The organism is Vibrio owensii CAIM 1854 = LMG 25443 (genome assembly GCF_000817815.1).
GTDB lineage: Bacteria > Pseudomonadota > Gammaproteobacteria > Enterobacterales > Vibrionaceae > Vibrio > Vibrio owensii.
Window position 1 is genome coordinate 1 of record NZ_JPRD01000068.1, and the last position, 23,297, is coordinate 23,297.

Annotated in this window: 26 protein-coding genes; 8 read left to right on the plus strand and 18 right to left on the minus strand. The window is 47.2% G+C overall.

Going from position 1 to position 23,297, the window contains the following annotated elements; genetic code table 11:
• The 9 genes from H735_RS30515 to fkpA all read right to left on the minus strand — a co-directional run.
• On the minus strand, positions 1-110 hold a 110-nt coding region (locus tag H735_RS30515), incomplete at its 3' end, for a GTP-binding protein (RefSeq protein ID WP_133152127.1).
• Positions 111-265: 155 nt separating this feature from the next.
• Positions 266-2,365 (minus strand): elongation factor G, encoded by a 2,100-nt coding sequence (gene fusA, locus H735_RS26870; protein ID WP_020196252.1) that lies wholly within the window; start codon positions 2,363-2,365, stop codon positions 266-268.
• Between the two features lie 137 nt (positions 2,366-2,502).
• A complete protein-coding gene (rpsG, locus tag H735_RS26875; RefSeq protein WP_005438390.1) occupies positions 2,503-2,973 on the minus strand; it encodes a 30S ribosomal protein S7 in 471 nt (156 codons plus the stop codon).
• Between the two features lie 100 nt (positions 2,974-3,073).
• Positions 3,074-3,448, minus strand: a complete 375-nt coding sequence (rpsL, locus tag H735_RS26880) for a 30S ribosomal protein S12 (RefSeq protein ID WP_004399892.1) — start codon at positions 3,446-3,448, stop codon at positions 3,074-3,076.
• A 178-nt stretch (positions 3,449-3,626) separates the two neighbouring features.
• Positions 3,627-3,902: a sulfurtransferase complex subunit TusB gene (gene tusB / locus H735_RS26885; RefSeq protein ID WP_020196251.1), complete on the minus strand. Its 276-nt coding sequence runs from the start codon at positions 3,900-3,902 to the stop codon at positions 3,627-3,629.
• A gap of 7 nt (positions 3,903-3,909) precedes the next feature.
• Positions 3,910-4,266 carry a sulfurtransferase complex subunit TusC gene (tusC, locus tag H735_RS26890; RefSeq protein ID WP_020196250.1) on the minus strand — a complete coding sequence of 119 codons (357 nt, stop codon included), beginning with the start codon at positions 4,264-4,266 and terminating at the stop codon, positions 3,910-3,912.
• Positions 4,263-4,658 carry a sulfurtransferase complex subunit TusD gene (gene tusD / locus H735_RS26895; protein WP_020196249.1) on the minus strand — a complete coding sequence of 132 codons (396 nt, stop codon included), beginning with the start codon at positions 4,656-4,658 and terminating at the stop codon, positions 4,263-4,265. Before tusD ends, tusC begins: the two co-directional genes overlap by 4 nt.
• A gap of 2 nt (positions 4,659-4,660) precedes the next feature.
• On the minus strand, positions 4,661-5,377 hold the full coding sequence (locus tag H735_RS26900; RefSeq protein WP_005438378.1) for a helix-turn-helix transcriptional regulator: 717 nt from the start codon (positions 5,375-5,377) through the stop codon (positions 4,661-4,663).
• Positions 5,378-5,521: 144 nt separating this feature from the next.
• Positions 5,522-6,304, minus strand: coding sequence for an FKBP-type peptidyl-prolyl cis-trans isomerase (fkpA, locus tag H735_RS26905; RefSeq protein WP_009705500.1), 783 nt, complete (start codon positions 6,302-6,304; stop codon positions 5,522-5,524).
• 128 nt (positions 6,305-6,432) lie between these two features.
• Between fkpA and H735_RS26910 the strand changes: the two genes are divergently transcribed.
• Entirely contained in the window at positions 6,433-7,419 is a 987-nt protein-coding gene (locus tag H735_RS26910) for a WD40 repeat domain-containing protein (protein ID WP_020196247.1), read from the plus strand.
• Positions 7,416-7,643 carry a SlyX family protein gene (locus H735_RS26915; RefSeq protein WP_020196246.1) on the plus strand — a complete coding sequence of 76 codons (228 nt, stop codon included), beginning with the start codon at positions 7,416-7,418 and terminating at the stop codon, positions 7,641-7,643. The genes H735_RS26910 and H735_RS26915 overlap by 4 nt, the downstream gene beginning before the upstream one ends.
• A 79-nt stretch (positions 7,644-7,722) precedes the next feature.
• Here H735_RS26915 and H735_RS26920 read toward each other — a convergent pair whose 3' ends face one another.
• The 5 genes from H735_RS26920 to kefG all read right to left on the minus strand — a co-directional run bounded on the left by H735_RS26920 (position 7,723) and on the right by kefG (position 12,056).
• Entirely contained in the window at positions 7,723-8,664 is a 942-nt protein-coding gene (locus tag H735_RS26920; protein ID WP_042980686.1) for an isoaspartyl peptidase/L-asparaginase family protein, read from the minus strand.
• Positions 8,665-8,794: 130 nt separating this feature from the next.
• Complete coding sequence (slyD, locus tag H735_RS26925; RefSeq protein ID WP_005438368.1) at positions 8,795-9,364, minus strand: peptidylprolyl isomerase; 570 nt, start codon at positions 9,362-9,364, stop codon at positions 8,795-8,797.
• Between the two features lie 88 nt (positions 9,365-9,452).
• Positions 9,453-9,653 carry a YheV family putative zinc ribbon protein gene (locus H735_RS26930; protein WP_020196244.1) on the minus strand — a complete coding sequence of 67 codons (201 nt, stop codon included), beginning with the start codon at positions 9,651-9,653 and terminating at the stop codon, positions 9,453-9,455.
• 35 nt (positions 9,654-9,688) lie between these two features.
• Positions 9,689-11,485, minus strand: coding sequence for a glutathione-regulated potassium-efflux system protein KefB (gene kefB / locus H735_RS26935; protein WP_020196243.1), 1,797 nt, complete (start codon positions 11,483-11,485; stop codon positions 9,689-9,691).
• The gene (kefG, locus tag H735_RS31245) at positions 11,469-12,056 is read right to left on the minus strand and encodes a glutathione-regulated potassium-efflux system ancillary protein KefG (protein WP_005438364.1); all 588 of its coding nucleotides are present in this window, start codon (positions 12,054-12,056) and stop codon (positions 11,469-11,471) included. Before kefG ends, kefB begins: the two co-directional genes overlap by 17 nt.
• A gap of 177 nt (positions 12,057-12,233) precedes the next feature.
• Here kefG and H735_RS26945 point away from each other — a divergent pair, with 177 nt between their 5' ends.
• From H735_RS26945 to crp, 6 genes are all read left to right on the plus strand, one after another.
• Positions 12,234-14,153, plus strand: a complete 1,920-nt coding sequence (locus H735_RS26945) for an ABC transporter ATP-binding protein (RefSeq protein ID WP_020196242.1) — start codon at positions 12,234-12,236, stop codon at positions 14,151-14,153.
• Entirely contained in the window at positions 14,150-14,629 is a 480-nt protein-coding gene (locus H735_RS26950) for a TIGR02444 family protein (protein WP_009705493.1), read from the plus strand. The genes H735_RS26945 and H735_RS26950 overlap by 4 nt, the downstream gene beginning before the upstream one ends.
• Before the next feature lie 100 nt (positions 14,630-14,729).
• Positions 14,730-15,737 (plus strand): hydrolase, encoded by a 1,008-nt coding sequence (locus tag H735_RS26955; RefSeq protein WP_020196241.1) that lies wholly within the window; start codon positions 14,730-14,732, stop codon positions 15,735-15,737.
• Between the two features lie 65 nt (positions 15,738-15,802).
• Entirely contained in the window at positions 15,803-16,015 is a 213-nt protein-coding gene (locus H735_RS26960; RefSeq protein ID WP_005432763.1) for a YheU family protein, read from the plus strand.
• A gap of 124 nt (positions 16,016-16,139) precedes the next feature.
• Positions 16,140-17,009: a phosphoribulokinase gene (locus H735_RS26965; protein WP_005438358.1), complete on the plus strand. Its 870-nt coding sequence runs from the start codon at positions 16,140-16,142 to the stop codon at positions 17,007-17,009.
• Between the two features lie 239 nt (positions 17,010-17,248).
• Positions 17,249-17,881: a cAMP-activated global transcriptional regulator CRP gene (crp, locus tag H735_RS26970; protein ID WP_005381432.1), complete on the plus strand. Its 633-nt coding sequence runs from the start codon at positions 17,249-17,251 to the stop codon at positions 17,879-17,881.
• Positions 17,882-18,107: 226 nt separating this feature from the next.
• Here crp and H735_RS26975 read toward each other — a convergent pair whose 3' ends face one another.
• From H735_RS26975 to H735_RS26990, 4 genes are all read right to left on the minus strand, one after another.
• Positions 18,108-18,899, minus strand: coding sequence for a DUF1338 domain-containing protein (locus H735_RS26975; RefSeq protein ID WP_020196240.1), 792 nt, complete (start codon positions 18,897-18,899; stop codon positions 18,108-18,110).
• Positions 18,900-19,163: 264 nt separating this feature from the next.
• Positions 19,164-20,621 (minus strand): succinylglutamate-semialdehyde dehydrogenase, encoded by a 1,458-nt coding sequence (astD, locus tag H735_RS26980; protein ID WP_020196239.1) that lies wholly within the window; start codon positions 20,619-20,621, stop codon positions 19,164-19,166.
• Between the two features lie 28 nt (positions 20,622-20,649).
• On the minus strand, positions 20,650-21,669 hold the full coding sequence (astA, locus tag H735_RS26985; protein ID WP_020196238.1) for an arginine N-succinyltransferase: 1,020 nt from the start codon (positions 21,667-21,669) through the stop codon (positions 20,650-20,652).
• Positions 21,670-21,777: 108 nt separating this feature from the next.
• Positions 21,778-22,989: an aspartate aminotransferase family protein gene (locus H735_RS26990; protein ID WP_005432766.1), complete on the minus strand. Its 1,212-nt coding sequence runs from the start codon at positions 22,987-22,989 to the stop codon at positions 21,778-21,780.
• Positions 22,990-23,297: the final 308 nt, after the last annotated feature.

Sequence of the window (23,297 nt, forward strand, 5' to 3'; positions counted from 1 at the left end):
GCAAGTGTTGTACAGATAGCTGCAGTTAGAGTAGTTTTACCGTGGTCAACGTGGCCGATAGTACCAACGTTTACGTGCGGTTTTACACGTTCAAATTTTTCTTTAGACACAATCGTGTTCCTTCCTAGTTATGATTCGCCGTGATCATTATTGATCCCGACGCGCCAGAAATTGTTATTTTATGCGCCAACGCCTGTTAGCGCAATATTTGGACGCATTGATCTTTAAAAAAAGCTGGACTTTTTTTCAGCTCAAAGCGTTTTAATTAGTAACCACGGTCTGCAATGATTTTATCTGCGAAGTTTTTCGGTACTTCAGCGTACTCGTTAAACTCCATAGAGTAAGACGCACGGCCTTGAGTTGCAGAACGTAGGTCCGTTGCGTAACCAAACATCTCAGATAGTGGTACTTGAGCGCGGATGATCTTAATACCAGCCACACCATCGTCCATACCTTCGATCATACCGCGACGGCGGTTAAGGTCACCAACAACATCACCCATCCAATCTTCAGGAGTAGTTACTTCAACATTCATCATTGGCTCAAGAAGAACTGGCTGTGCTTCTAATGAACCCTTCTTGAATGCCATCGAGCCAGCGATCTTAAACGCCATCTCGTTAGAGTCAACATCGTGGTAAGAACCATCAAACAGAGTGGCTTTAATATCTAATACAGGATAACCCGCTAGAACACCGCTGTTCATTTGCTCTTCGATACCTTTCGCTACCGAGTTGATGTATTCCTTAGGAACAACACCACCCACAATTTCGTCAACAAAGACAAAACCTTCACCAGGTTCAGATGGCTCCAGTTTGATCCATACGTGACCATACTGACCACGACCACCAGATTGACGTACAAATTTACCTTCAACTTCCGCGTTGCCACGGATTGTTTCACGGTACGCAACCTGAGGTTTACCAACATTACAGTCAACGCTGAATTCACGTTTCATACGATCAACGATGATATCTAGGTGAAGCTCACCCATACCAGAGATCAGTGTCTGACCTGTTTCGTCGTCCGTTTTTACGCGGAATGATGGATCTTCTGCCGCTAGTTTACCCAGTGCAATACCCATCTTCTCTTGATCGGCAACAGAGCGAGGCTCTACCGCGATCTGAATTACCGGTTCAGGGAACTCCATGCGCTCTAGAATCACTTTGTGGTTCTGGTCACATAGCGTGTCACCTGTTGTAACGTCTTTCAGACCGATAGCAGCTGCGATATCACCAGCGCGAACTTCTTTAACTTCTTCACGCTTGTTCGCATGCATCTGTACGATACGACCGAAACGCTCTTTCTTATCTTTTACTGAGTTGTAAACAGCATCACCTGAGTTCACAACACCTGAGTAAACGCGCATGAAAGTTAGCGTGCCCACGAATGGGTCAGTCGCGATCTTGAATGCTAGTGCTGAGAACGGTTCGTTGTCGTCTGCGTGACGCTCAACTTCGTTCTCTCTTTCGTCGATGCCTTTAATTGCAGGAACATCAACTGGCGACGGCAAGAATTCGATCACTGCGTCTAGTACTGCTTGAACACCTTTGTTTTTGAACGCACTACCACAAGTAGCCAGTACGATTTCGTTGCTTAGTGTACGAGTACGTAGAGCTTGTTTGATCTCAGCTTCAGACAGTTCACCTTCTTCAAGGTACTTGTCCATTAGCTCTTCAGTTGCTTCCGCTGCCGCTTCAACTAGGTTGTTGCGCCATTCTTCAGCAAGCTCTTGCATGTCTGCTGGAATTTCGTCGTATGTGAACGACATGCCTTGGTCGGCTTCATTCCAGTTGATCATTTTCATCTTGATAAGGTCGATAACACCACGGAAATCATCTTCTGCACCAACGTTCAGTTGGATTGGAACAGGATTCGCACCAAGACGGTTTTTAATTTGGTCCACAACGCGTAGGAAGTCAGCACCTGCACGGTCCATCTTGTTTACAAATACCATACGTGGAACGTGGTACTTGTCAGCTTGACGCCATACAGTTTCAGACTGAGGTTCAACACCAGATGAACCACAGAACACAACAACTGCACCATCAAGTACGCGCAGAGAACGCTCTACTTCGATAGTAAAGTCAACGTGTCCAGGGGTGTCGATGATGTTAACGCGGTGCTCTTGGAATTGTGCTTCCATACCACGCCAGAAGGTAGTAGTCGCCGCAGACGTGATTGTGATACCACGTTCTTGCTCCTGCTCCATCCAGTCCATGGTTGCTGCGCCATCGTGAACTTCACCGATTTTATGAGACAGACCAGTGTAGAACAGAATACGTTCAGTAGTGGTTGTTTTACCTGCATCTACGTGAGCACAGATACCGATATTACGGTAGCGCTCAATAGGAGTTTTGCGAGCCACGATTGAATCCTCTTACTTAAAGATAGGGACTATTGCTATAGCTAAAAAATGCTATCCCCTAGATATAGCAATAGTTCCTAGCATATGCATAGGAACTAAAGAAGTGCTGCAAGGAACCTTGCAGCACTGAAAAGGTATTACCAACGGTAATGAGCGAACGCTTTGTTTGCGTCAGCCATGCGGTGAACGTCTTCACGTTTCTTAACCGCAGTACCTTTGTTCTCAGACGCGTCTAGCATTTCAGCAGCTAGGCGTTGAGCCATAGATTTTTCACCACGCTTACGCGCAGCTTCAACCAACCAACGCATAGCAAGTGCGTTACGGCGAACCGGACGTACTTCTACAGGTACTTGGTAAGTTGAACCACCTACACGGCGAGATTTAACTTCTACCGCTGGGCGAACATTTTCAAGAGCTTCTTCAAAAATAGCTAAGTGGTCTTTACCAGACTTTTCAGCCATAGAATCTAGTGCAGTGTAAACAATTTTCTCTGCAGTAGATTTTTTACCGTCAACCATTAGGATGTTAACGAATTTTGCCAGCAGTTCAGATTTGAACTTTGGATCTGGAAGGATCTTACGCTGACCAATGACGCGACGACGTGGCATGGATTTTCTCCGTTGTCTTCTTCAGGTTTTATCCAAAACTTTTCAGTTTTTTCAAAAAATTAAAAATAATTTAGTGTTTGGCCTTACTTAACGGAATCCATTAAGACTTAGGACGCTTCACACCGTACTTAGAACGACCTTGTTTACGGTCGTTAACGCCAGCACAGTCAAGTGCACCGCGAACAGTGTGGTAACGTACACCCGGAAGGTCTTTTACACGACCGCCACGGATTAGTACAACACTGTGCTCTTGAAGGTTGTGACCTTCACCGCCGATGTACGATGTAACTTCGAAGCCGTTTGTCAGACGTACACGACAAACTTTACGAAGTGCTGAGTTAGGTTTTTTAGGTGTAGTAGTGTAAACACGAGTACATACACCACGTTTTTGTGGGCACGCTTCTAGTGCAGGCACGTTGCTTTTAACAACTTGCTTTGCACGTGGCTTACGTACCAACTGGTTAATAGTTGCCATTAACTAGCTCCTGATTTACTTGAAAGTAAGCTTTGTGAAAAATCTATCCCTAACAGCGGTTGGCAGTTAGGGACGCAAAATTCTATGCAGCAGTGAGAGGTGTGTCAAGAAATATACGGATCTTTTTTGTTCAATTAGGGTAATTAGTCCGTAAAGCTCAATCGACAGGAAAGAAGGGTTAATCCCAAGTCAGAGATTTGGCTTGTTTTGCTGTTAGTTCAACAAAGCCAGCATAGTCAATCACCTCAATAGATGGGCTGATACGATTGCTCATACCACGGGCTTCAATATCGCTTTGTAGCACAAACACTGATGGACCTTTTACCTTGCTGAACGCCTTATGCTGAGGGTTCGCAGCGTACACGGCATCTTCAATCAACAAGACATCATCTTGCTCACTGTACAGTGCCATTGCATCGTCTAACGCAGCTACGGATTTGATGATATGTAACATGGCTTCCTCAGAATGACAGCAGTTTGCCCGCTTGTTGCAGTTTAGCTTTTAGTTGCTCAGTATTTAGAGCCTCTGCATCAATGACTAAATCGGCTTGAGCCACGCCACGCTCGGCAAGCGAATCAGCACAAACAAACACTTGCTCAATGTCGTACAAGTCGAACAACTTCAGCATTGGTGCGTAGTCTTTGCTTAAGATGCCTTTAGGCTCTTGTCCAAGCAGTAACTGATAAACACCATCGCCAACAAATAGGACGGTGATGTCTTCACAGTACGCAGATGCCGCTAGCAGTGCATCCACACCTTCACGTCCTGCATTACTACCATGAGGTGCGCTACGAAATAGGTAAGTTAGCTGACTCAAAACTGCACCACTCTATCTTGGGTTAACATGGCTTCGGCTAAGCTCCCCAAACCGGCTTGCTCGAACCCTGTAGCTAGGTTGTCCTGTTCAAGACCGTGTTGATTCGCTTCATCTTCGCTGATGATACCGCGACGCAATGCCGCTGCCACGCACGTTTCCAAACGAACATCGCGTTGCTGTGCGAGTGATTGCCATGCTTTGGTTAGGTCAAACTCGTCGTTGGCAGGCACGCTCAGAGCCGTACCATTGGTGACGCCATCTTGGTAAAAGAACACACTCACCAGAGTATGTCCTTGTTCAATTACCGCTTGTGCGAATTGGTATGCGCTGCGTGCCGATTGACTGCCGTAAACAGGACCATTCACGACCAGCGTGTAAGTTAATCCACTCACGCTTATTCGTCCTCAGTTTTACGCTGACGAATGTATAGGTACACGGTGTGTTTAGAAATGTTCAGACGGTCTGCGACACGGTTGATGGCGTCTTTGATGTCGAAGATGCCTTTGTCGTACAACTCCATCACGATCTGACGGTTTTTGGTGTTGTTCGATACGGATTTGTCAGCATTGATCTCTTCAATCGTGCGCTCAACCGTTTGGTCTACGAGTTCTTCAACATCGCTTGCAAAGTTAACAGAAGACGCCGCTTCTTTCGCTTCTTGCGTTGGCATGAACGATTGCAGCACTTGAGAGAAAGGCGCATCAAGGTTGACGTTGATACAAAGCAGACCAATCACGCGGTTTTCGCCATTACGAATAGCAACGGTGATCGACTTCATCAATACGCCGCCTTTTGCGCGGGTAAAGTACGAACGCGAGAAGTTACGCTCAGAGCCTTCGATGTCTTTCAACATCTTAAGCGCTAAATCTGTGATAGGAGAGCCCACCTGACGACCAGTGTTCTCGCCGTTAGCGATTTTGATTGCAGAGGTATTGAGATCTTCGAGTGAGTGAAGAACGATTTCACAGAAAGGACCGATCAGGCTGGCAATGCCGTCCACGACCGCCTCGTAGGATCTCAAGATGATTTTATCGTGCTCGGTAAATGGCATCACGTTGACAGATTCCATTTCGAGCAACATTTCCGCATTTATTGTTTCTGTAGTTGTCATAAGCCTTCGAGCGAAAAATCAACAAATTGGTGTAAGTTTATCAGAAAATTTGAAAGGCAACCTAGCAAACTCACCAACTAGTGACCTAGAACAAAAAAGGTCCGTAAAACGGACCTTTTTTCATCAAGTTATCGCTAACTGTAATTATTGAGCAGCGTTGTCGTTCTCAATTTTTAGTAGCTCAACTTCGAATACTAGCGTTGAGTTAGCTGGAATGCTTGGTGTGTCTTGATCACCGTATGCTAGCTCTGGCGGGATAACGAATTTGAACTTAGAACCCACAGGCATTAGCTGAACACCTTCAGTCCAACCTGGGATTACACGGTTTAGTGGGAATGTTGCTGGTTCGCCACGATCGTATGAGCTGTCGAATTGAGTACCGTCGATCAGAGTACCTTTGTAGTGTACTTGAACAGTATCAGTGTCTTTTGGCTTCTCGCCTTCAGCTGGAGTCTCAACTTGGTATAGAAGGCCAGAATCTGTCTTCACTACGCCTTCTTGTTTCTCGAACTCAGCACGGAAGTCATCGCCAGCTTTCTTCGCTTCAGCTGCTTTTTCAGCCGCTTGCTTTTGCATAGTTTCAGCAACGCGCTTGTCTAGAGATTCTAGAGCTGCACGAGTTTCTTCTTCGTTTAGCGCTGCTTTGTCTTTAAATACGTCTTCGATACCTTTAAGAACTAGGTCTTTGTTTAGGTCGATGCCAATCTCGCTTGGTTTCTCAATGCTAGTGCTTAGGTAGTTAGCAAATGAAACACCGATCGCGTAAGCCGCTTTGTCATCGTCGTTTTTAAAGTGAACTGCTTTACCAGTTTCTGCTTGAACTTGTTCTGCTTGAGGTGCTGCTTCTGGTTTTGTTTCTTCTTTTTGACAACCTACCGCTAGCATTACTGTTGCAGCAAGTAGCGACACTTTTAAAACTGATTTCATTAAATTCTCCCAATAATGGCTTAGCCACTGGTTGTTGTGCACAAATCTTCTATGAGACTAGTGAAGACAATCGTTATACCAATATACTAGCTATATGTCTTAAGACACAAACCGGATTATTAGATGTGATGCAAAGAATTTCTCATTTATTCCTATATTTAATTGTCATCACCACGTTAAATGGATGCTTTTTTACCGATCGCGATGTTCAACGTTGGTCACTCGAACCACAAGGTTCCACCAGCTTTGCGCTCAGTCGAGATGGTCGATTCGCGCTGCTGTACTCCAAAGAGCACCAATTGGTTCTTTGGGATTTGGAGCAAAACAAACAACTCGCAAAGCTGGGTGAACTCGATCAAGCCGCCAATGTGGTCTCCCATATTCGCATTTCGGACAATGGTCGTTATGCAGTCACTGCGAGCCAAATGAACTTCGCTGTGTGGGATCTCGGATGGACTCAAGCCGAAGGACTTTGGTCTATCGATGACGCGCTGATTCGAGACGTTGATATCACCAGTAACGGAGAACAAGTGTTGCTTGGCTTGTCCAACGGTAAAGCGATTCACGTCAACTTAGTCACTGGTCGCAGGCTAGAGTTCCTTGCGCACCAAGAAAAAGTCAATTCTGTCGCTATCTCACCCAACGGTCGCTTCGCCTTAACGGGTGGTAATGACTACAAAGCGTATCTGTGGGATACCGAAACCGGGCTAGTATTGCGTACCTTTGAACACGACCAGCGCGTTGTTCGAGTTGCCTTGCAGAGAGATGGAAAACTGGCCATGACTTCAGACGGTGGCAACCAAGCCATTATCTGGAATTTAGAGACGGGTGAAGAAGTCACTCAGCTCAGCAGTTGGTCTCGTCAGTTGATCTTCTCGACGGCACGATTCTCAGACGATGGCAGCTTATTGGTTACAGGAACGCCTTCAGGGCGCGTGATGGTATGGGATACTCACACGGGTAAACGAGTGGATAGATTTGAAGTCGAGCCGAAAAAAGATACTCGCCCTCCTCGTGCGGTCGTGTATGATGCAGCCTTTGATTCCAAGCAACGTGTAATTACTGCCACTTCTGCGGGCATTGCCCAAGCTTGGCAGCTAGAGAACGGATCATGACAGAGAAAATCATTCAGCAATTGGAAAGTCGCATTAATGACTTAGAGTGTCAGCTTGCGTTCCAAGAACAGACGATTGAAGATCTGAACGGTGCCTTGTCACAGCAGCAACTGCAAATCACCAAGATGCTCGATCAGATGAAATACGTGGTAGGTAAAGTGAAGAATATGGATTCGTCGAATTTGGCCGATCCATCAGAAGAAACACCGCCACCGCACTACTGATTCATCCGAATCTCAGTGCAGTAAATAACACAAAGCCCAGACTCTTATCTGGGCTTTGTTGTCTTTAAGAAGCGAATCGCTACTCGTCTGAGTAAATGTTTACGCTCAATTCACCTTGAGTGTTGATCCCTGCTCGATACATACCAGAACTGTTCATCGCAAAGTGCAACTCACCTTGTGCATCAATAGCGATTAGACCGCCCTCTCCGCCCATCTCTTTAAGTTCACCTTGGATGATATGTTCACAGGCAGTGCGGACGTTTTCTTGCAAATAACGCATGCGCGCTGCAACGTCTTCCGCCACTCGTTTACGGATAAAGAACTCGCCGACACCTGTAGTGGAAACCGCAACAACGCCATTCTCTGCCACCGTGCCGCACCCAATCAGAGCAGAATCTCCCACTCGTCCGTATTTCTTGTTGGTCACACCGCCAGTACTGGTCGCTGCCGCTAAGTTACCATGTTGATCCAATGCTACAGCGCCGACGGTACCGTGTTTACGATCATCTGGGTAACGGGACTCGGAAAGAGCAAACATGCCTTTCTCACGCATAGAAATCAGTTGTTCATAGCGACGATCAGTGAAGAAGTAATCTTGCTCTGTGTACTCATGGCCTTGTTCGAAAGCAAATTTCTCAGCACCCTCGCCGACTAACAGCACATGGTTGCTGTTTTTCATTACATCACGAGCGAGCTCGATGGGGTTCTTAATATGACGAATACCGGCAACAGCACCTGCCGCTTGGTTTCTACCATCCATTACAGAGGCGTCCATTTCTACCATTTCATTGTGAGTAAGAACCGAGCCTTTGCCTGCATTGAAATTAGGAGAGTCTTCAAGAACCTTAACCGCAGCAACCACAGCATCCAACGCTTCGCCGCCTTTTTCTAGAATTTGATGGCCCGCTTTTACCGCAGCTTCTAAATCCGTCAAGATGGATTGCTGCAGTTCATCACTCATCTGTTCACGTAAGATAGTGCCCGCACCACCATGAATCGCAATCGAGAAGGGTTTCGTCATCACTTTGTCCAACTGTTATTCCTTGTATGATTTGCACTACACCCTAGATAAACAAAAAGCGCAAGTTGAAACCTCAACTTGCGCTTTTCAAAGCTTTTCTAGATTACGTTATCTAGTAAAGAGCGTGCGATTAGTGAGAACCGCAACCGCCGCCGCCACAACATTCGTGGTCGTCGCCTTTCTCTTCGCCACCACAGCAGCCGCCTTCTTTGTCGTCACCGCCGCAGCAGCCACCACCTTGGTGGATGTGACCGTGCTCGATCTCTTCAGCTGTTGCTTCACGAGTAGCCATAACTTCTACTTCGAAAGTTAGTGTTTGGCCAGCTAGCATGTGGTTGCCATCTACAACAACTTCGTCGCCGTCTACTTCAGTTACTTCTACAGGGATTGGACCTTGATCAGTATCTGCTAGGAAACGCATGCCAACTTCGATTTGGTCAACGCCTTGGAATACGTCTGCAGGAACACGTTGCACTAGTGCATCGTTGTGGTCGCCGTACGCATCTTCAGGAGCTACTGTTACTGAGAACTTGTCGCCAGCCACTTTGCCTTCTAGTTCGTTTTCAAGACCAGTGATCAGGTTGTTGTGACCGTGTAGGTAATCAAGAGGCGCGTCAGCTGTTGATTGATCAACAACAACACCGTCTTCCAACATTACTTTGTATGCAAGGCTTGCAACAACGTTCTTTTCAATTTTCATACTAACTCCAGGGAGATTAATTGACCTAACCAGAATGGGGTTAAGTACCGAGATGGTAGTATTATGGGGATCAATTAACGAAGTTCAATTACTCAGGCTTAAAAATCCCAATCATTTCTTGTTCTGAGTGTTTATTTTTTTCTACAGATTGCGGTTTACGCTGTTCGGTAAAATTACAGTCAACACACTCAACCAGTTCGATGTTGTTCTCGATCCACCAGCGTAAGGTATCCTGCTGGCTGCATTTCGGGCAGCTTGCACCCGCGATAAAACGTTTCTTGGCTTTCACTTTTATTCCTTTTCCCGCTTGATGCTGCGCGGGTACTACTTCCAATGATTTGGCGACTGTTGATCGCTTTCCATTTCGCGACCGAAGATTTCTTCTAGTTCTTTACGTGCTTCTTTCGAGCGTTGAGCAAGTTCTTTGTCCTCATTATGCTGAGGTAACAAGTCCTTGAGCATAGCATTATCTAACTTACGAAAATGTGCTTCTGCCCGCTTTGCTTGATACGGGTGCATGCCTAATTCTACGAGCGCTTGGCGACCTAGATCTAAGGCGCCTAAAAAGGTTTCACGCGAGTAGTTCTGCACGCCGTGATTCATCAGTTGATACGCTTCCACACGGCTGCGAGCACGGGCGAGGATTTTTAATTTCGGGAAGTATTCACGGCAAATGTCGACAATCGCCATCACCTCATCTGGTGAGTCGGTACAGATCACTAAGGCTTCTGCTTTATCCGCACCTGCGGCACGTAACAAATCAATCTGAGTCGCATCACCATAAAACACCTTATAGCCGTATTTACGCAGCAAGTGGATTTGGCTCGCGTCACTTTCTAGTACCGTTACTTTGATCTTGTTGGCGTACATCAAGCGTCCAACAATCTGACCAAAACGACCAAAGCCTGCGATAATCACTCGAGGTCGACGATCAACAACATTGCTAGCCACGCTCTCTTCTTCTTGGTTCAGCGTATGAGCAAACCATTTTTTCTGCCCCATGAGCAACAGTGGTGTCGTCACCATTGACAAACTCACCACAACCAATAAGAAGGAAACTTGCTCTTTGGTTAAGATGCCTTCTTGGCTTGCTGCGGTGAAAATCACAAACGCAAACTCACCACCTTGGCTCAAAATCGCCGCCATACGACTGCGCGATTTTGCACGGACTCGAGCAGTGCGAGCCAAGACATACAGCACCAAACCTTTCACTACAACAAGGGCAATCACGGCACTAATAATCGCGAACGGTTGAAGTGCTAATAAGCCCAAATTCACCGCCATACCAACCGCAATAAAGAACAAGCCAAGCAGCAGGCCTTTAAAAGGTTCAATCGCGATTTCTAGCTCATGACGGTATTCACTTTCTGCCAGCAGCACGCCCGCAAGGAAAGTGCCGAGTGCCATCGATAGCCCCAGTTTTTGCATCGCAACAGAGATACCAAGTACCACTAGAAGAGCGGCAACGGTGAAAAGTTCACGCACGCCACTCATCACCACAAAACGGAACAGAGGACGTAAAAGGAAATGACCGCCAACTAATAACGCAACCACACTACCTAGTACCCAAATGGCATCTAACCAATCGCCACCACCTTGCCCACCAGCAAGTAATGGCAACATAGCGAGCATCGGAATGACGGCAATATCTTGGAATAGCAACACAGCAAAACCAGATTGTCCGGTTTCGGTGCCGGCTTGCCCCTGCTCTTCTATCACTTTTAGTGCAATTGCCGTCGACGAGAGCGCCAAACCCATACCAATGACGAGGCTGACTTGCATGCTCAATCCAAACAAGCTGACGATACTGCCGATCACAGCCGTGGTCACGATGACTTGAGCACCACCTAAGCCGAGTATCGGCCCACGCATTTGCCATAATTTTTTGGGGTTCAGTTCCAAGCCAATTAAGAACAGCAGCAACACCACCCCGAGTTCAGCGAAATGGAGAATCGCATCCACATCGCTGATCAACCCCAGCCCCCAAGGGCCAATTAAAACACCTGCAATCAGGTAACCGAGTACCGATCCCAAACCAAGTCGCTGAGCAATCGGTACGGCAACAACGGCGGCAGAAAGAAAAACGACGCTACTTTGAAGAAACTCACTGGTCATCGCCATGTTGGCCTCCTTGCTCTCCCCACTCTCTCAGGGGATGATTGAGCCATTGACGATACTGCTCTGCATGCTGATAACGTTCGATATCCGAGACATTACGCGACCAGTACAACACTAAAGGTTCCATCCAGTGCATCTGACATAGTGCCGCAGTCAACTCGAATGGTTGCAGGATTTGCTCAAGTGGGTACTTGTTGTAGCCCATAGGACTGAACGCATCCTCTTTACCGCCAGTAGTAATCACACTGCGCCAATATTTACCCTCTAATGCGCAACCATCGCCAAACGCAAAGCCTTTGCCTAACACACGATCCATCCACTCTTTTAGCAACGCTGGGCAGGAATACATATAGAGGGGATGATGAAAAACGATCACATCGTGTTCCGCCAATAAGTGGTGTTCATAGTTAACATCGATAAAGAAATCAGGGTACGCACCATAAAGATCGTGCACCGTGACATGATCAAGCGATTCGATTTTTTTAATCATCACTTGATTAGCAATGGAGTTTTGCGGCTCTGGGTGAGCATAAATAACCAGAACTCTTGGGGGAATAGACGCTGCAACAGCCAAATGGTCGTCCTTGTGTTGATTTCCTAGTAAAAATTATCGTTATCAGATTGTTATACTTTTTTGTATAGCATAATGCAATTAAAGCTCAGAGATCGACTTTTCCCGCCAATACCCCTACTATTCATCGCGAGATCAACGACCAAGAAACGCGCACTGCGCAAAGTGAATTAAAACTCTATGATTACCTTCTCTGATATTCAGTTACTGCGTGGCGGTAAACCTCTTTTAGACCAAGCTTCTGCAACCATTCACCCAGGCGATAAAGTGGGTCTGGTTGGTAAAAATGGCTGTGGTAAATCGACCCTATTCGCACTACTGAAAGACGAATTGTCGATTGATGCGGGCTCATTCAGTCAGCCGCAGCATTGGGAGTTGGCATGGGTAGCACAGGAAACCCCTGCACTAGACCGCAGCGCAATTGAATACGTTATTGATGGTGATCGTGAGTTCCGCGATCTTGAAGCTCAACTGGCGATCGCCGAAGAGAAAGACAACGGCACACTGGTTGCAGAGATCCACGGCAAGATTGAAACCATTGGCGGTTACAGCATTCGCGCACGTGCAGCCGAACTGCTTGACGGCCTAGGCTTTAGCCAAGAGCAAATGAGCTGGAACCTGACTCAGTTCTCGGGTGGTTGGCGTATGCGCCTTAACTTGGCTCAAGCGCTGTTGTGTCGTTCTGATCTACTGTTACTCGACGAACCAACCAACCACTTAGATTTGGACGCGGTAATGTGGCTAGAGCGTTGGCTACAAAACTACCCTGGCACATTGATTCTGATCTCGCACGACCGTGACTTCTTGGATCCAATCGTTGGTCGCATCATTCACATCGAGAATCAGCAGCTGAACGAATACACGGGTAACTACTCGTCATTCGAAAACCAACGCGCACAAAAAATGGTGCTGCAACAAGCGATGTTCGAGAAGCAACAGAAACAGATGTCGCACATGCAAAGCTACATTGACCGCTTCCGTTACAAAGCATCCAAAGCGCGCCAAGCACAAAGCCGAATTAAAGCGCTGGAGCGTATGGAGAAGGTACTGCCAGCGCAGTTCGATAACCCATTTAGTTTCCAGTTCCGCGATCCTGCAGCCCTACCAAACCCAATCATGATGATGGATGAAGTGTCGGCAGGCTACGGTGACAACCTGATCCTAGAGAAGATCCGCCTAAACCTAGTACCGGGCAGCCGCATTGGTCTACTTGGTCGTAACGGCGCGGGTAAATCAACCTTGATCAAATTGCTGTCTGGTGAGCTAAAAGCGCAAGGCGGCGATCTGACTTACTCGCAAGGCGTGAAGATCGGTTACTTCGCTCAGCACCAACTAGAAACACTGCACCCAGAAGAAACACCGCTGCAGCACATGATGCAAATCGCACCAGATCAAACCGAGCAGCAGCTACGTGATTACCTAGGTAGCTTTGGTTTCCAAGGTGATAAAGCGCTTGAGAAAGTCGCACCGTTTTCTGGTGGTGAGAAAGCACGTTTGGTATTGGCACTAATTGTGTGGCAGAAACCAAACCTGTTGCTACTCGATGAACCGACCAACCACTTGGACTTGGACATGCGCCAAGCACTGACCATGGCACTGCAAACATTCGAAGGTGCAATGGTGATTGTTTCGCACGACCGTTACCTATTGCGTGCAACCACAGATGATCTGTACCTTGTGCACGATCGCCAAGTAGCACCATTCGACGGTGACTTGAGTGATTACTACAAGTGGTTGACCGAACAACAAAAAGCCGAGCGTAAAGAAGCACAAGCAGCTCAGCCAGTTAAAGATAACGCCAACAGTGCAGCGGCGAAAAAAGAGCAAAAGCGACGCGAAGCAGAATTTCGTAAGCTGACCGCACCAATTCGCAAAACGCTGACACAGTTAGAAAACAAAATGGATAAGTTAGGTGAAGCTCTAGCGAAAGCAGAAGAGCAATTAGCGGATAACTCGCTGTATGAAGCCGAAAACAAGGCTAAACTTAACGAAGTGTTGGCGCTTCAAGCTTCTAGCAAAGCAGATCTTGAAGAAGTAGAAATGGAATGGATGTCTGCCCAAGAAACACTCGAGCAGATGGAACTAGAGTTTAATCAATGACAAACGAGCACGCAGAATACACTCTTACCCTAGAACACCTTTGGCAGTTCAGTCTGCAATTTTATGGTGTGCGAGAAGTGAAGGAAGCGTGCTTATCATTGCAAAACAACTACCACGGCAACGTGAACCTATTACTGCTGCTCAGATGGCTCGATGAGCAGCAGGTGATTTTCCAAGAGCAAGACTGGCATTTAGTTCAAGGCTGTCTTGGTCGAAGCGAAACTCTACTCCACTCTTACCGCGAACTTCGTCGCCACCTCAAAGCGCAAGTCAACGACGCACTTTATCGTGAAGCATTGCAGTTCGAATTGCAGCTCGAAAAGCAGCAGCAATCAGACTTAGTTGACTGTGTTAACTCACTTCAATTAGTCAAAAACGATGGTGACCCACTGACGCTGAGATACTGCCGCCAATTGGGTGGAGAGCATTTGCAACAGGCGTTCTCAATTCCCGTTCCGAACATTCACCATCCATAAATCCGTCATAAACCAGTAAAATATCTATACTAAAGCTATAAAGGATTATATTAATAAGTTCTTCAGCGAACATTGAAGGACCATATAAGAGCAGTTAGGTATGACACAATTTTTCGCAGCCGCCGGGATTAAGAACCCGCATCTTCAGACGCTATTACCGCGCTTTATCCGCAAGAAAGCGTTGTTTACGCCTATTTGGCAAACACTCGATACACCAGATGGTGACTTCCTCGATTTGGCATGGTCGCAACAGCCAGATTCCGAAGCCGCACGCAACAAACCTATCTTCGTCTTATTCCATGGCTTGGAGGGCTGCTTCTATAGCCCGTATGCGAACGGTTTGATGAACGCTTTCTCTAAATCGGGTTGGCTGTCGGTCATGATGCACTTTCGTGGTTGCAGCGGTAAACCAAACAAGAAAGCCCGTGCCTATCATTCCGGTGAAGTGACGGACGCTCGTTTCTTTCTTGAACAGCTCAATCAGCAGTTTCCCAATAACCCAAAAGTTGCAGTAGGCATTTCTCTCGGTGGGAACATGTTGGCGAACTACTTGGCTGAGTACAAAGATGATCCAATCTTGAGCGCTGCAACCATTGTCTCTGCACCGCTGGATTTGGCCGCGTGTGCTAACCGTATTGAACAAGGCTTCTCCAAGGTCTACAAGCGCTACCTACTCTCTTCGCTCAAACGCAATGCGCTGCAAAAACACGACTTAATCCAAGGTGAACTCGCCTTGTCGTATAACTCAATCAAACGCGTGACGCGCTTATACGAATTCGACGATCTGATCACTGCCCCTTTGCATGGCTTTAAAGACGCGCAAGATTATTACGACCAGTGTTCAGGCTTGAGCAAGCTGCAACAGATCACCTTGCCAACCTTGATCATCCACGCCAAAGACGATCCGTTTATGACCGAAGAGGTGATCCCAAAATTCGTGCTGCCAGACAACATCGATTACCGACTTTATGAGCACGGTGGTCACGTTGGTTTCCTGACAGGTACTGCATTAAAACCTAAGTTCTGGTTGGAAGAAGCTTTACCGGCTTATTACGAAAGTATCGCCGCAGACTACCTTTCTGCTGTATCCGTACCGCGAACACAGTAAACTACTAAGCGTGTCAGACATAACGCTTCTGCACGCACTAAACATCATAAAAGTTTGAGGTATTTATGATCATTCCATGGCAAGACATTGCGCCAGAGACACTAGAAAACCTGATCCGAGAATTCGTGCTACGTGAAGGCACCGACTACGGCTCAGTCGAAGTTTCACTGCAGAGTAAAATCGATCAGGTCAAATCCCAATTAGAGAAAGGCGAAGCGGTCATCGTATTTTCTGAGCTTCATGAAACGGTTGATATCCAACTAAAAGCAAAGTTTTAGACCCTTCACATTTTACCGTATCCCACTCGATGACAAGGGCTTGTTACGTGCTATAGTGGGTTATCGACCGTGCAGCATACGTGTGCTGCACTTTACAGGTAAGTAATTTTCGACAAGGTTTGTCATGTCAGCGAAACACCCAATCATTGCGGTTACTGGTTCGTCCGGTGCCGGCACAACCACCACTTCTGAAGCCTTCCGTAAGATGTTCAATATGATGAACGTCAAACCAGCATGGGTTGAAGGCGACAGCTTCCACCGCTTTACACGTCCAGAGATGGATGTCGAAATCCGCAAAGCGCGTGAACAAGGCAAACACATCAGCTACTTTGGTCCGCAAGCCAATGACTTTCCGGGCCTAGAAGAGTTCTTCCGTAAGTTCGGTGAAGATGGCACTGGCAGCGTGCGCCGCTATCTGCACACTTTTGATGAAGCCGTTCCATACAACCAAATGCCGGGCACCTTTACGCCTTGGCAAGATCTGCCAGAAAACAGCGATGTCCTTTTCTATGAAGGTTTACACGGTGGCGTGGTAGATGGTGATGTCAATGTGGCGCGTCACGTCGATTTTCTAATTGGCATGGTGCCGATTGTGAACTTGGAGTGGATTCAAAAGTTCGTTCGTGACACGCGCGATCGTGGTCATTCAAGAGAAGCGGTGATGGATTCGATCGTGCGCTCGATGGACGATTACCTAAACTACATTACCCCGCAATTTTCTCGTACACATATCAACTTTCAGCGCGTACCGACCGTCGATACTTCTAACCCACTTAACGCCAAAGGGATCCCAAGTTTGGATGAGAGTTTTGTGGTGATCCGTCTACGCGGCATCAAGAATGTCGACTTCCCGTATTTGCTGGCGATGATTGATGGCTCATTCATGTCTCGCCATAACACCATTGTGGTTCCTGGCGGTAAGATGAGCTTTGCAATGGAGCTCATAGTAAGACCGATTCTGCAACAACTCATCGAAACAGGGAAAATTGGCTAAAAACCTCCCTACTGGAGTGTTTACTTTTCATACCGTGATCATGTGCACAGTTTTGCTTACAAAATCTCAATCATGGCACGATTAAAATCAAGAAATCGTTTTCGAAAAAGGATACTATTTCTAACCGAAACACAAGAGAGCTTGCAGCATATAAAAAGTGCTCTTATTCTAGTAGGCCAATTCAGGCTTAGCTAAAATATGGATAGCGCAAGCGTACCCTGCAGAGGAAGTGAGATATTATGGTTCTAGGTAAACCTCAAACCGACCCAACATTAGAGTGGTTTCTTTCACACTGTCATATTCATAAGTACCCATCAAAAAGCACGCTAATTCACGCGGGCGAAAAAGCAGAGACTTTGTACTACATCGTTAAAGGTTCTGTTGCGGTTCTTATCAAAGACGAAGAAGGTAAGGAAATGATCCTTTCTTACCTAAACCAGGGCGACTTCATTGGTGAACTTGGTCTATTCGAAGAAGACCAAGAGCGTACAGCTTGGGTTCGCGCTAAATCTCCTTGTGAAGTGGCTGAGATTTCTTTCAAGAAATTCCGTCAACTTATCCAAGTTAACCCAGACATCCTAATGCGTCTTTCTGCGCAAATGGCTCGTCGTCTACAAGTTACTAGCCAAAAAGTGGGTGACCTAGCGTTCCTAGACGTAACTGGTCGTATCGCTCAGACTCTTCTGAACCTTGCTAAACAGCCAGATGCGATGACGCACCCAGACGGCATGCAAATCAAGATCACTCGTCAAGAAATCGGTCAAATCGTTGGCTGTTCTCGTGAGACAGTAGGTCGTATCTTGAAGATGCTAGAAGAGCAGAACCTAATTTCTGCGCACGGTAAAACTATCGTTGTTTACGGGACTCGTTAATCTCGATTAACGTTTAAAAAATTTAAAAGCCACCAAATGCAAGTTTGGTGGCTTTTTCTTTTTTGGGAATCGGGAACGGAAAGCAAAGAATCGAGAGTCGAGAACACTGCGTTCCGAGAGCGGACTTCGTCCTACGAGATAAAGCCCTCTCAGATTTCGAGTTTTCAACTCTCTCGAAGCAAAGCGTTCCCGCATCTATAGGGCGCAGCCCGTTCTCGATTCTTCTTTACCCGTTGGTGCTTTCGAAGATCTTATCTGCCGATGCAGCCACAAATCCTGGGTACAACTCACCGTTATCCATTGGGTAGCGCTTAGCAAACTCGTAGAAGCCTCCAGGAATCACCTCAACGCCTTCAGTAAAGGTCACTGGCACTTTGTCTGCCATGGTCGATGATTGCTCTAGTAGCACCTCTGGCGTGCCTTTTACTTCACCGCCATTCTCGTTGATGGTGAACCCTACTGTACGTAGGTGGTCGTTCACTTGCTTTACTTCTTCATGCTGGTTGAGTTGATTCACACTCACTGTGAAGTGGTTTGCTCCGTAACCGTGCGCAGCAAGCCAAGAAGCGTATTCACTCTCTTTCGCTAAGATTTGGAAGTCAGCATAGCTAAGGTCCCACAAACGTCCGCCGTACAAGAAATCATTGCCAGTCAGTTTAGAAGCATCAACCTGCTCTACCAATTTATGAACAATGGCTTGTAGCTCTGGTGAGCACTCATCCACTTTCAATTCACTGATGAAGACTTTTGGTTGTTTCGGATCTGGGTGCTCAAAATGTTTTGCCACCAGCTTTTTGCTTTCAAATACGTAGTCACCACAGGCTTTGTAACCCACCGCTAGGAATGGCTTCGCTAACGTTTCAATGCCTAGGGGAGCGACATTAAACGTACGTAGCGCAATATGGTCATTAATCAGAGGCTCATCTTCTTGAAGAAGTTGATGGACTTTAGCAGCGGAAGGGCAAAGACGTTGAATGTAGTCTTGCCATAGCGATTCAAATAACACATCGGGCGTCATAACGACTCCTTGTTATGAAATGTAGAGTTAGGGGTAAGAGGAAGTTGACCGCTCGTTCACAGCCCTAAAGCTGTCCAGAATCACGAACGAGCGGCCATCAACCTGTGACGGTATGTGTGGCATAAGTGCCAGTCAGTCAACACGCACTGGAGAGTCTTAAGCTCGCCTTTGGCGTTTGCCAGCGCGCTTACCAGAATCCTAACTTGGTAAATAGCTCCGGCAGAGAGAAGCGGCGATACTTTGTCACCACTTCGTGTTTCTCTATTACAGGCTCACACCCGGACTCAATGTGGCAGGCAAGACCGTCTCTTGTCCTTCCATTGATGCCATTGGGTACGCACAGTAGTCTGCTGCGTAGTAAGCGCTTGGACGTAGGTTACCTGACGCACCCGGACCACCAAATGGTGCATCACCACTTGCGCCTGTTAGCTGACGGTTGCGGTTCACGATGCCAGCACGAATGTGGTCCACGAAGTATTCCCACTCTTGGTCGTTGGTTGAAACCAGACCCGCAGAGAGACCAAAGCGCGTATCGTTCGCCAGCTCTACTGCTTTCTCTAGCCCTTCGTAGCGTACTACTTGTAGAAGTGGACCGAAGTACTCTTCATCTGGCAGTTCAGCAATGTTCGTCACATCGATGATTCCTGGAGAAACAAACGCCGCTTCGCCCGCTTTTGCTTCAATCAAGCTTTCGCCACCCAGTGCTTGCAAGTTCGCTTGTGCATCGAGGATGAACTTAGCTGCCGCAAGCGAAATTTGCGGTCCCATGAAAGGCGCAGGCTCTGCAAATGGTTGGTCTACGCGAATATTGAGTGTCGCTTCCACCAGCTTAGTAATGACTGCATCACCCTTGTCGCCAAATGGAATATATAGACGACGAGCACAGGTACAGCGTTGTCCTGCACTGATGAAGGCAGATTGGATAATGGTGTAAACCGTTGCGTCTAGATCGCCGTAGTTATCCGAGATAACCATCGGGTTGTTGCCGCCCATTTCAAGCGCCAGCATTTTGCCCGGCTGACCAGCAAACTGACGATGGAGAACATGACCTGTGTTTGCACTACCAGTGAACAGCACGCCATCGATGCCTTTCGCATCCGCCAGCGCAATGCCTGTCTCTTTCGCACCTTGGACTAGGTTAATCACACCTTTTGGTAGGCCGACCTCTTCCCACAACTTCATAGCGAGTTCACCCGTCCATGGCGTTTGCTCAGACGGTTTGAAGACTACAGTGTTACCAGCCAATAGTGCTGGCACGATGTGACCATTTGGCAGGTGACCCGGGAAGTTATAAGGACCGAAGACCGCCATCACACCCAATGGGCGATGACGCAATACAATTTGGTTGCCTGCGGCTTCACGTGTCGCTTCACCCGAACGGTCGTGGTAAGCACGAATAGAAATAGCGATTTTACCCGCCATCGCTGCCGCTTCGGTGCGTGTTTCCCAGATTGGCTTGCCGGTTTCTTTGGCAATCACTTCAGCGATTTTTTCGCTGTTCTCTTTTACTTTCTCAGCAAAAGCCAACACGATCGCTTCGCGCTCTGCGAATGGACGCTTCTTCCAATCAACAAACGCTTCACGCGCCGCAGATACCGCTTGGTTAACCTGCTCTGCTGTTGCGCCGTTACCTTGCCAGATCACTTCTTGGTTGTAAGGCGACAGAGACGTAAATACTTCCCCCTGACCTTGTACCCATTCACCTGCAATCCAATGTGTCATTGTTTCTATCCTTAAATTCTGTCGTCAGTTACTGCGGAAGAAGGCGAACAAAATCCCCTTCCTCAACCAAGAGTGCATCCGCCAATTCTGGTGCAAGCACTACGTTTTGCGTTTCTGCGTCATACGCTGCTTTTGCTGCTGCGGCACGGAAGTTTTCGAATGACGAATTACACATCAAGAAGTCTTGTGTGCTGGTGTGCTCCGAGATTTTGACTTGCGCGCGGAATGAGTGGCGTACCGATTCGATATTACGTAAGTCACACTCCACCGTTGGACCACCATCGAAAATGTCGACGTATCCACGGTTGGTAAAGCCTTCGCGCTCAAGCAGCTTCAATGCTGGACGCGTGTTGTCGTGTACTTTACCAATCACGGCTTGTGCTTCTGGGCTCAGTAGGTTGATGTAGATTGGCAACTTCGGCATCAAGTCGGCGATAAAGCCTTTCTTGCCGATACCAGTTAGGTAATCCGCAAGCGTAAAATCGATAGAGAAGAAATGCTCTTGAAGCCACTGCCAGAATGGCGAGTTACCGTTCTCGTCTGATACGCCACGCATTTCAGCAAAGATGGTTTCCGAGAAACGCTCTGGGTGCTCTGCCATCATTAAGAAACGACATTTGGACATCAGACGCCCGTTCAAGCCACCACGGAATTTCTCACGCAGGAACAAGGTACAGATTTCGCTGTTACCCGTGTAGTTATTACCAAATGTCAGCAGCTTAACCACGTTGTTTACGCCAAGCTTTGGAGACGAGTGCACCACTTTACTGATGTGGTAAGAATAAAAAGGCACATCCCAGCCGATCGAAGCTTCAATACCTGTGGTACCTGCCACTTCGCCAGTTTCAGATTCAAAGCCCACCATTAGGTAGCCTTCATCACCGGCTTCCTTCACGTCAGGTTTGCCAAAACTGTATTCTGAGTGCTTGATTCGATTGGTTAACAGTTCTTCGTTAACCGGTAGAGATGTAAATCCATGACCTGACTCAACCGCACAGGTGTGCAGCGCGTCATAATCCGACATTGCGATAGGGCGAACTACTAGCATCAATACTCCCTCCAGATGCAAGAAGATCCTAACTATATTGTAGGAACAATACCCCCATCAGAGATCCTTGATGGGGGTTTCTAAGTTGACGATAAGCTGAGATCGCGCTTAAACCAGCGTTGCGATCGCTTTATCTAGCTTCGCCAAACCTTCTTCAATTTCTTGTTGTGTGATAACGAGTGATGGTGTGAAACGTACGACATTGGCACCCGCAACCAATACCATGAGACCTTGTTTACCTGCAGCAACCAGTACGTCACGCGCACGACCTTGCCACTCTTCATTCAGTGCAGCACCAAGCAGTAGACCTTTACCGCGCACTTCAGAGAAGATGTTGTATTTCGCGTTAATCTTCTCCAGACCTTCACGGAACATGGCTTCACGCTCTAGTACGCCAGCCAATACTTCTGGTTTTGTCACTTCATCAACAACCGCTTCTGCAACCGCACACGCTAGTGGGTTACCGCCGTAAGTTGAACCGTGCGTGCCTACTTTCATGTGCTCAGCCAGTTTTGCCGTCGTTAGCATGGCACCGATAGGGAAACCGCCACCCAGTGATTTCGCTGTGCTTAGAATGTCTGGCGTGATGCCTAGACCTTGGTATGCGTAGAAATGACCAGTACGACCGTTACCAGTTTGCACTTCATCGAAGATCAACAGTGCGTTGTGCTTGTCACACAGCTCGCGAACTGCTTGAGCGAACTCAGGTGTTGGTGGAATGATGCCGCCCTCACCTTGCAGAGGCTCCATCATTACCGCACAAGTGCGATCAGACATGTGTGCTTGTAGCGCTTCGATATCGTTGTAAGGAAGGTGTGTCACATCGCCTGGCTTAGGACCGAAACCGTCTGAGTAAGCCGCTTGACCACCAACCGTTACAGTAAAGAAAGTACGACCATGGAAACCTTGTTTGAATGCGATGATTTCAGATTTCTCTGTACCATGAACGTCTGCTGCGTAACGACGTGCTAGCTTTAGTGCCGCTTCGTTCGCTTCTGCGCCAGAGTTAGCAAAGAACACGCGCTCAGCAAAGCTGACTTCTGTTAGCTTCTTCGCCAATCGCAGTGCCGGCTCGTTAGTCATAACATTACTTAGGTGCCAAAGCTTGTTACCTTGCTCAGTCAATGCGTTCACCATAACTGGGTGACAATGACCAAGACAGCTCACCGCAATACCACCAGCAAAGTCGATGTACTCATTTCCGTTCTGATCCCAAATGCGTGAACCTTCACCTTTTACAGGGATCATTTCCATCGGGTTATAGCAAGGTACCATTACCTCATCGAATAAACCGCGCTCTACTTTGTTTTCCGTTGTCATTGCACATTCCTTCTTGATACCGCATGCCTAGCAGATAAGCGAATTTAACCAGCACTCTTTGCCAGCAAATAATGTTTTGCATTTAAGCTATTGCGGCATTGTATTTACATTTAATTAACCATTTCAATAGTGATTTATTCTTTTCGCCTTGGAGCGCAACCACCCATACTCACTATCTATGATTATTTATGCACCAAGAAACGCAAATAGAGAAGCGATTTTTTATAAAAGTTATGTATGACAAGGGTTAGAAAGAAAGGAGAAAAATGAATAGCCGCCACCAAATAGACGGAACGCATAGTTTTGCA

What these genes read in the sequence shown, in the direction of transcription:
- rpsG (WP_005438390.1), bottom strand. Translation starts at nt 2,973, where the DNA reads ATGCCACGTCGTCGCGTCATTGGTCAGCGTAAGATCCTTCCAGATCCA.
- rpsL (WP_004399892.1), bottom strand. Translation starts at nt 3,448, where the DNA reads ATGGCAACTATTAACCAGTTGGTACGTAAGCCACGTGCAAAGCAAGTT.
- tusB (WP_020196251.1), bottom strand. Translation starts at nt 3,902, where the DNA reads ATGTTACATATCATCAAATCCGTAGCTGCGTTAGACGATGCAATGGCA.
- H735_RS26900 (WP_005438378.1), bottom strand. Translation starts at nt 5,377, where the DNA reads ATGACAACTACAGAAACAATAAATGCGGAAATGTTGCTCGAAATGGAA.
- fkpA (WP_009705500.1), bottom strand. Translation starts at nt 6,304, where the DNA reads ATGAAATCAGTTTTAAAAGTGTCGCTACTTGCTGCAACAGTAATGCTA.
- H735_RS26910 (WP_020196247.1), top strand. Translation starts at nt 6,433, where the DNA reads ATGCAAAGAATTTCTCATTTATTCCTATATTTAATTGTCATCACCACG.
- H735_RS26915 (WP_020196246.1), top strand. Translation starts at nt 7,416, where the DNA reads ATGACAGAGAAAATCATTCAGCAATTGGAAAGTCGCATTAATGACTTA.
- H735_RS26920 (WP_042980686.1), bottom strand. Translation starts at nt 8,664, where the DNA reads ATGACGAAACCCTTCTCGATTGCGATTCATGGTGGTGCGGGCACTATC.
- slyD (WP_005438368.1), bottom strand. Translation starts at nt 9,364, where the DNA reads ATGAAAATTGAAAAGAACGTTGTTGCAAGCCTTGCATACAAAGTAATG.
- kefB (WP_020196243.1), bottom strand. Translation starts at nt 11,485, where the DNA reads ATGGCGATGACCAGTGAGTTTCTTCAAAGTAGCGTCGTTTTTCTTTCT.
- H735_RS26945 (WP_020196242.1), top strand. Translation starts at nt 12,234, where the DNA reads ATGATTACCTTCTCTGATATTCAGTTACTGCGTGGCGGTAAACCTCTT.
- H735_RS26950 (WP_009705493.1), top strand. Translation starts at nt 14,150, where the DNA reads ATGACAAACGAGCACGCAGAATACACTCTTACCCTAGAACACCTTTGG.
- H735_RS26955 (WP_020196241.1), top strand. Translation starts at nt 14,730, where the DNA reads ATGACACAATTTTTCGCAGCCGCCGGGATTAAGAACCCGCATCTTCAG.
- H735_RS26960 (WP_005432763.1), top strand. Translation starts at nt 15,803, where the DNA reads ATGATCATTCCATGGCAAGACATTGCGCCAGAGACACTAGAAAACCTG.
- H735_RS26965 (WP_005438358.1), top strand. Translation starts at nt 16,140, where the DNA reads ATGTCAGCGAAACACCCAATCATTGCGGTTACTGGTTCGTCCGGTGCC.
- crp (WP_005381432.1), top strand. Translation starts at nt 17,249, where the DNA reads ATGGTTCTAGGTAAACCTCAAACCGACCCAACATTAGAGTGGTTTCTT.
- H735_RS26975 (WP_020196240.1), bottom strand. Translation starts at nt 18,899, where the DNA reads ATGACGCCCGATGTGTTATTTGAATCGCTATGGCAAGACTACATTCAA.
- astD (WP_020196239.1), bottom strand. Translation starts at nt 20,621, where the DNA reads ATGACACATTGGATTGCAGGTGAATGGGTACAAGGTCAGGGGGAAGTA.
- astA (WP_020196238.1), bottom strand. Translation starts at nt 21,669, where the DNA reads ATGCTAGTAGTTCGCCCTATCGCAATGTCGGATTATGACGCGCTGCAC.
- H735_RS26990 (WP_005432766.1), bottom strand. Translation starts at nt 22,989, where the DNA reads ATGACAACGGAAAACAAAGTAGAGCGCGGTTTATTCGATGAGGTAATG.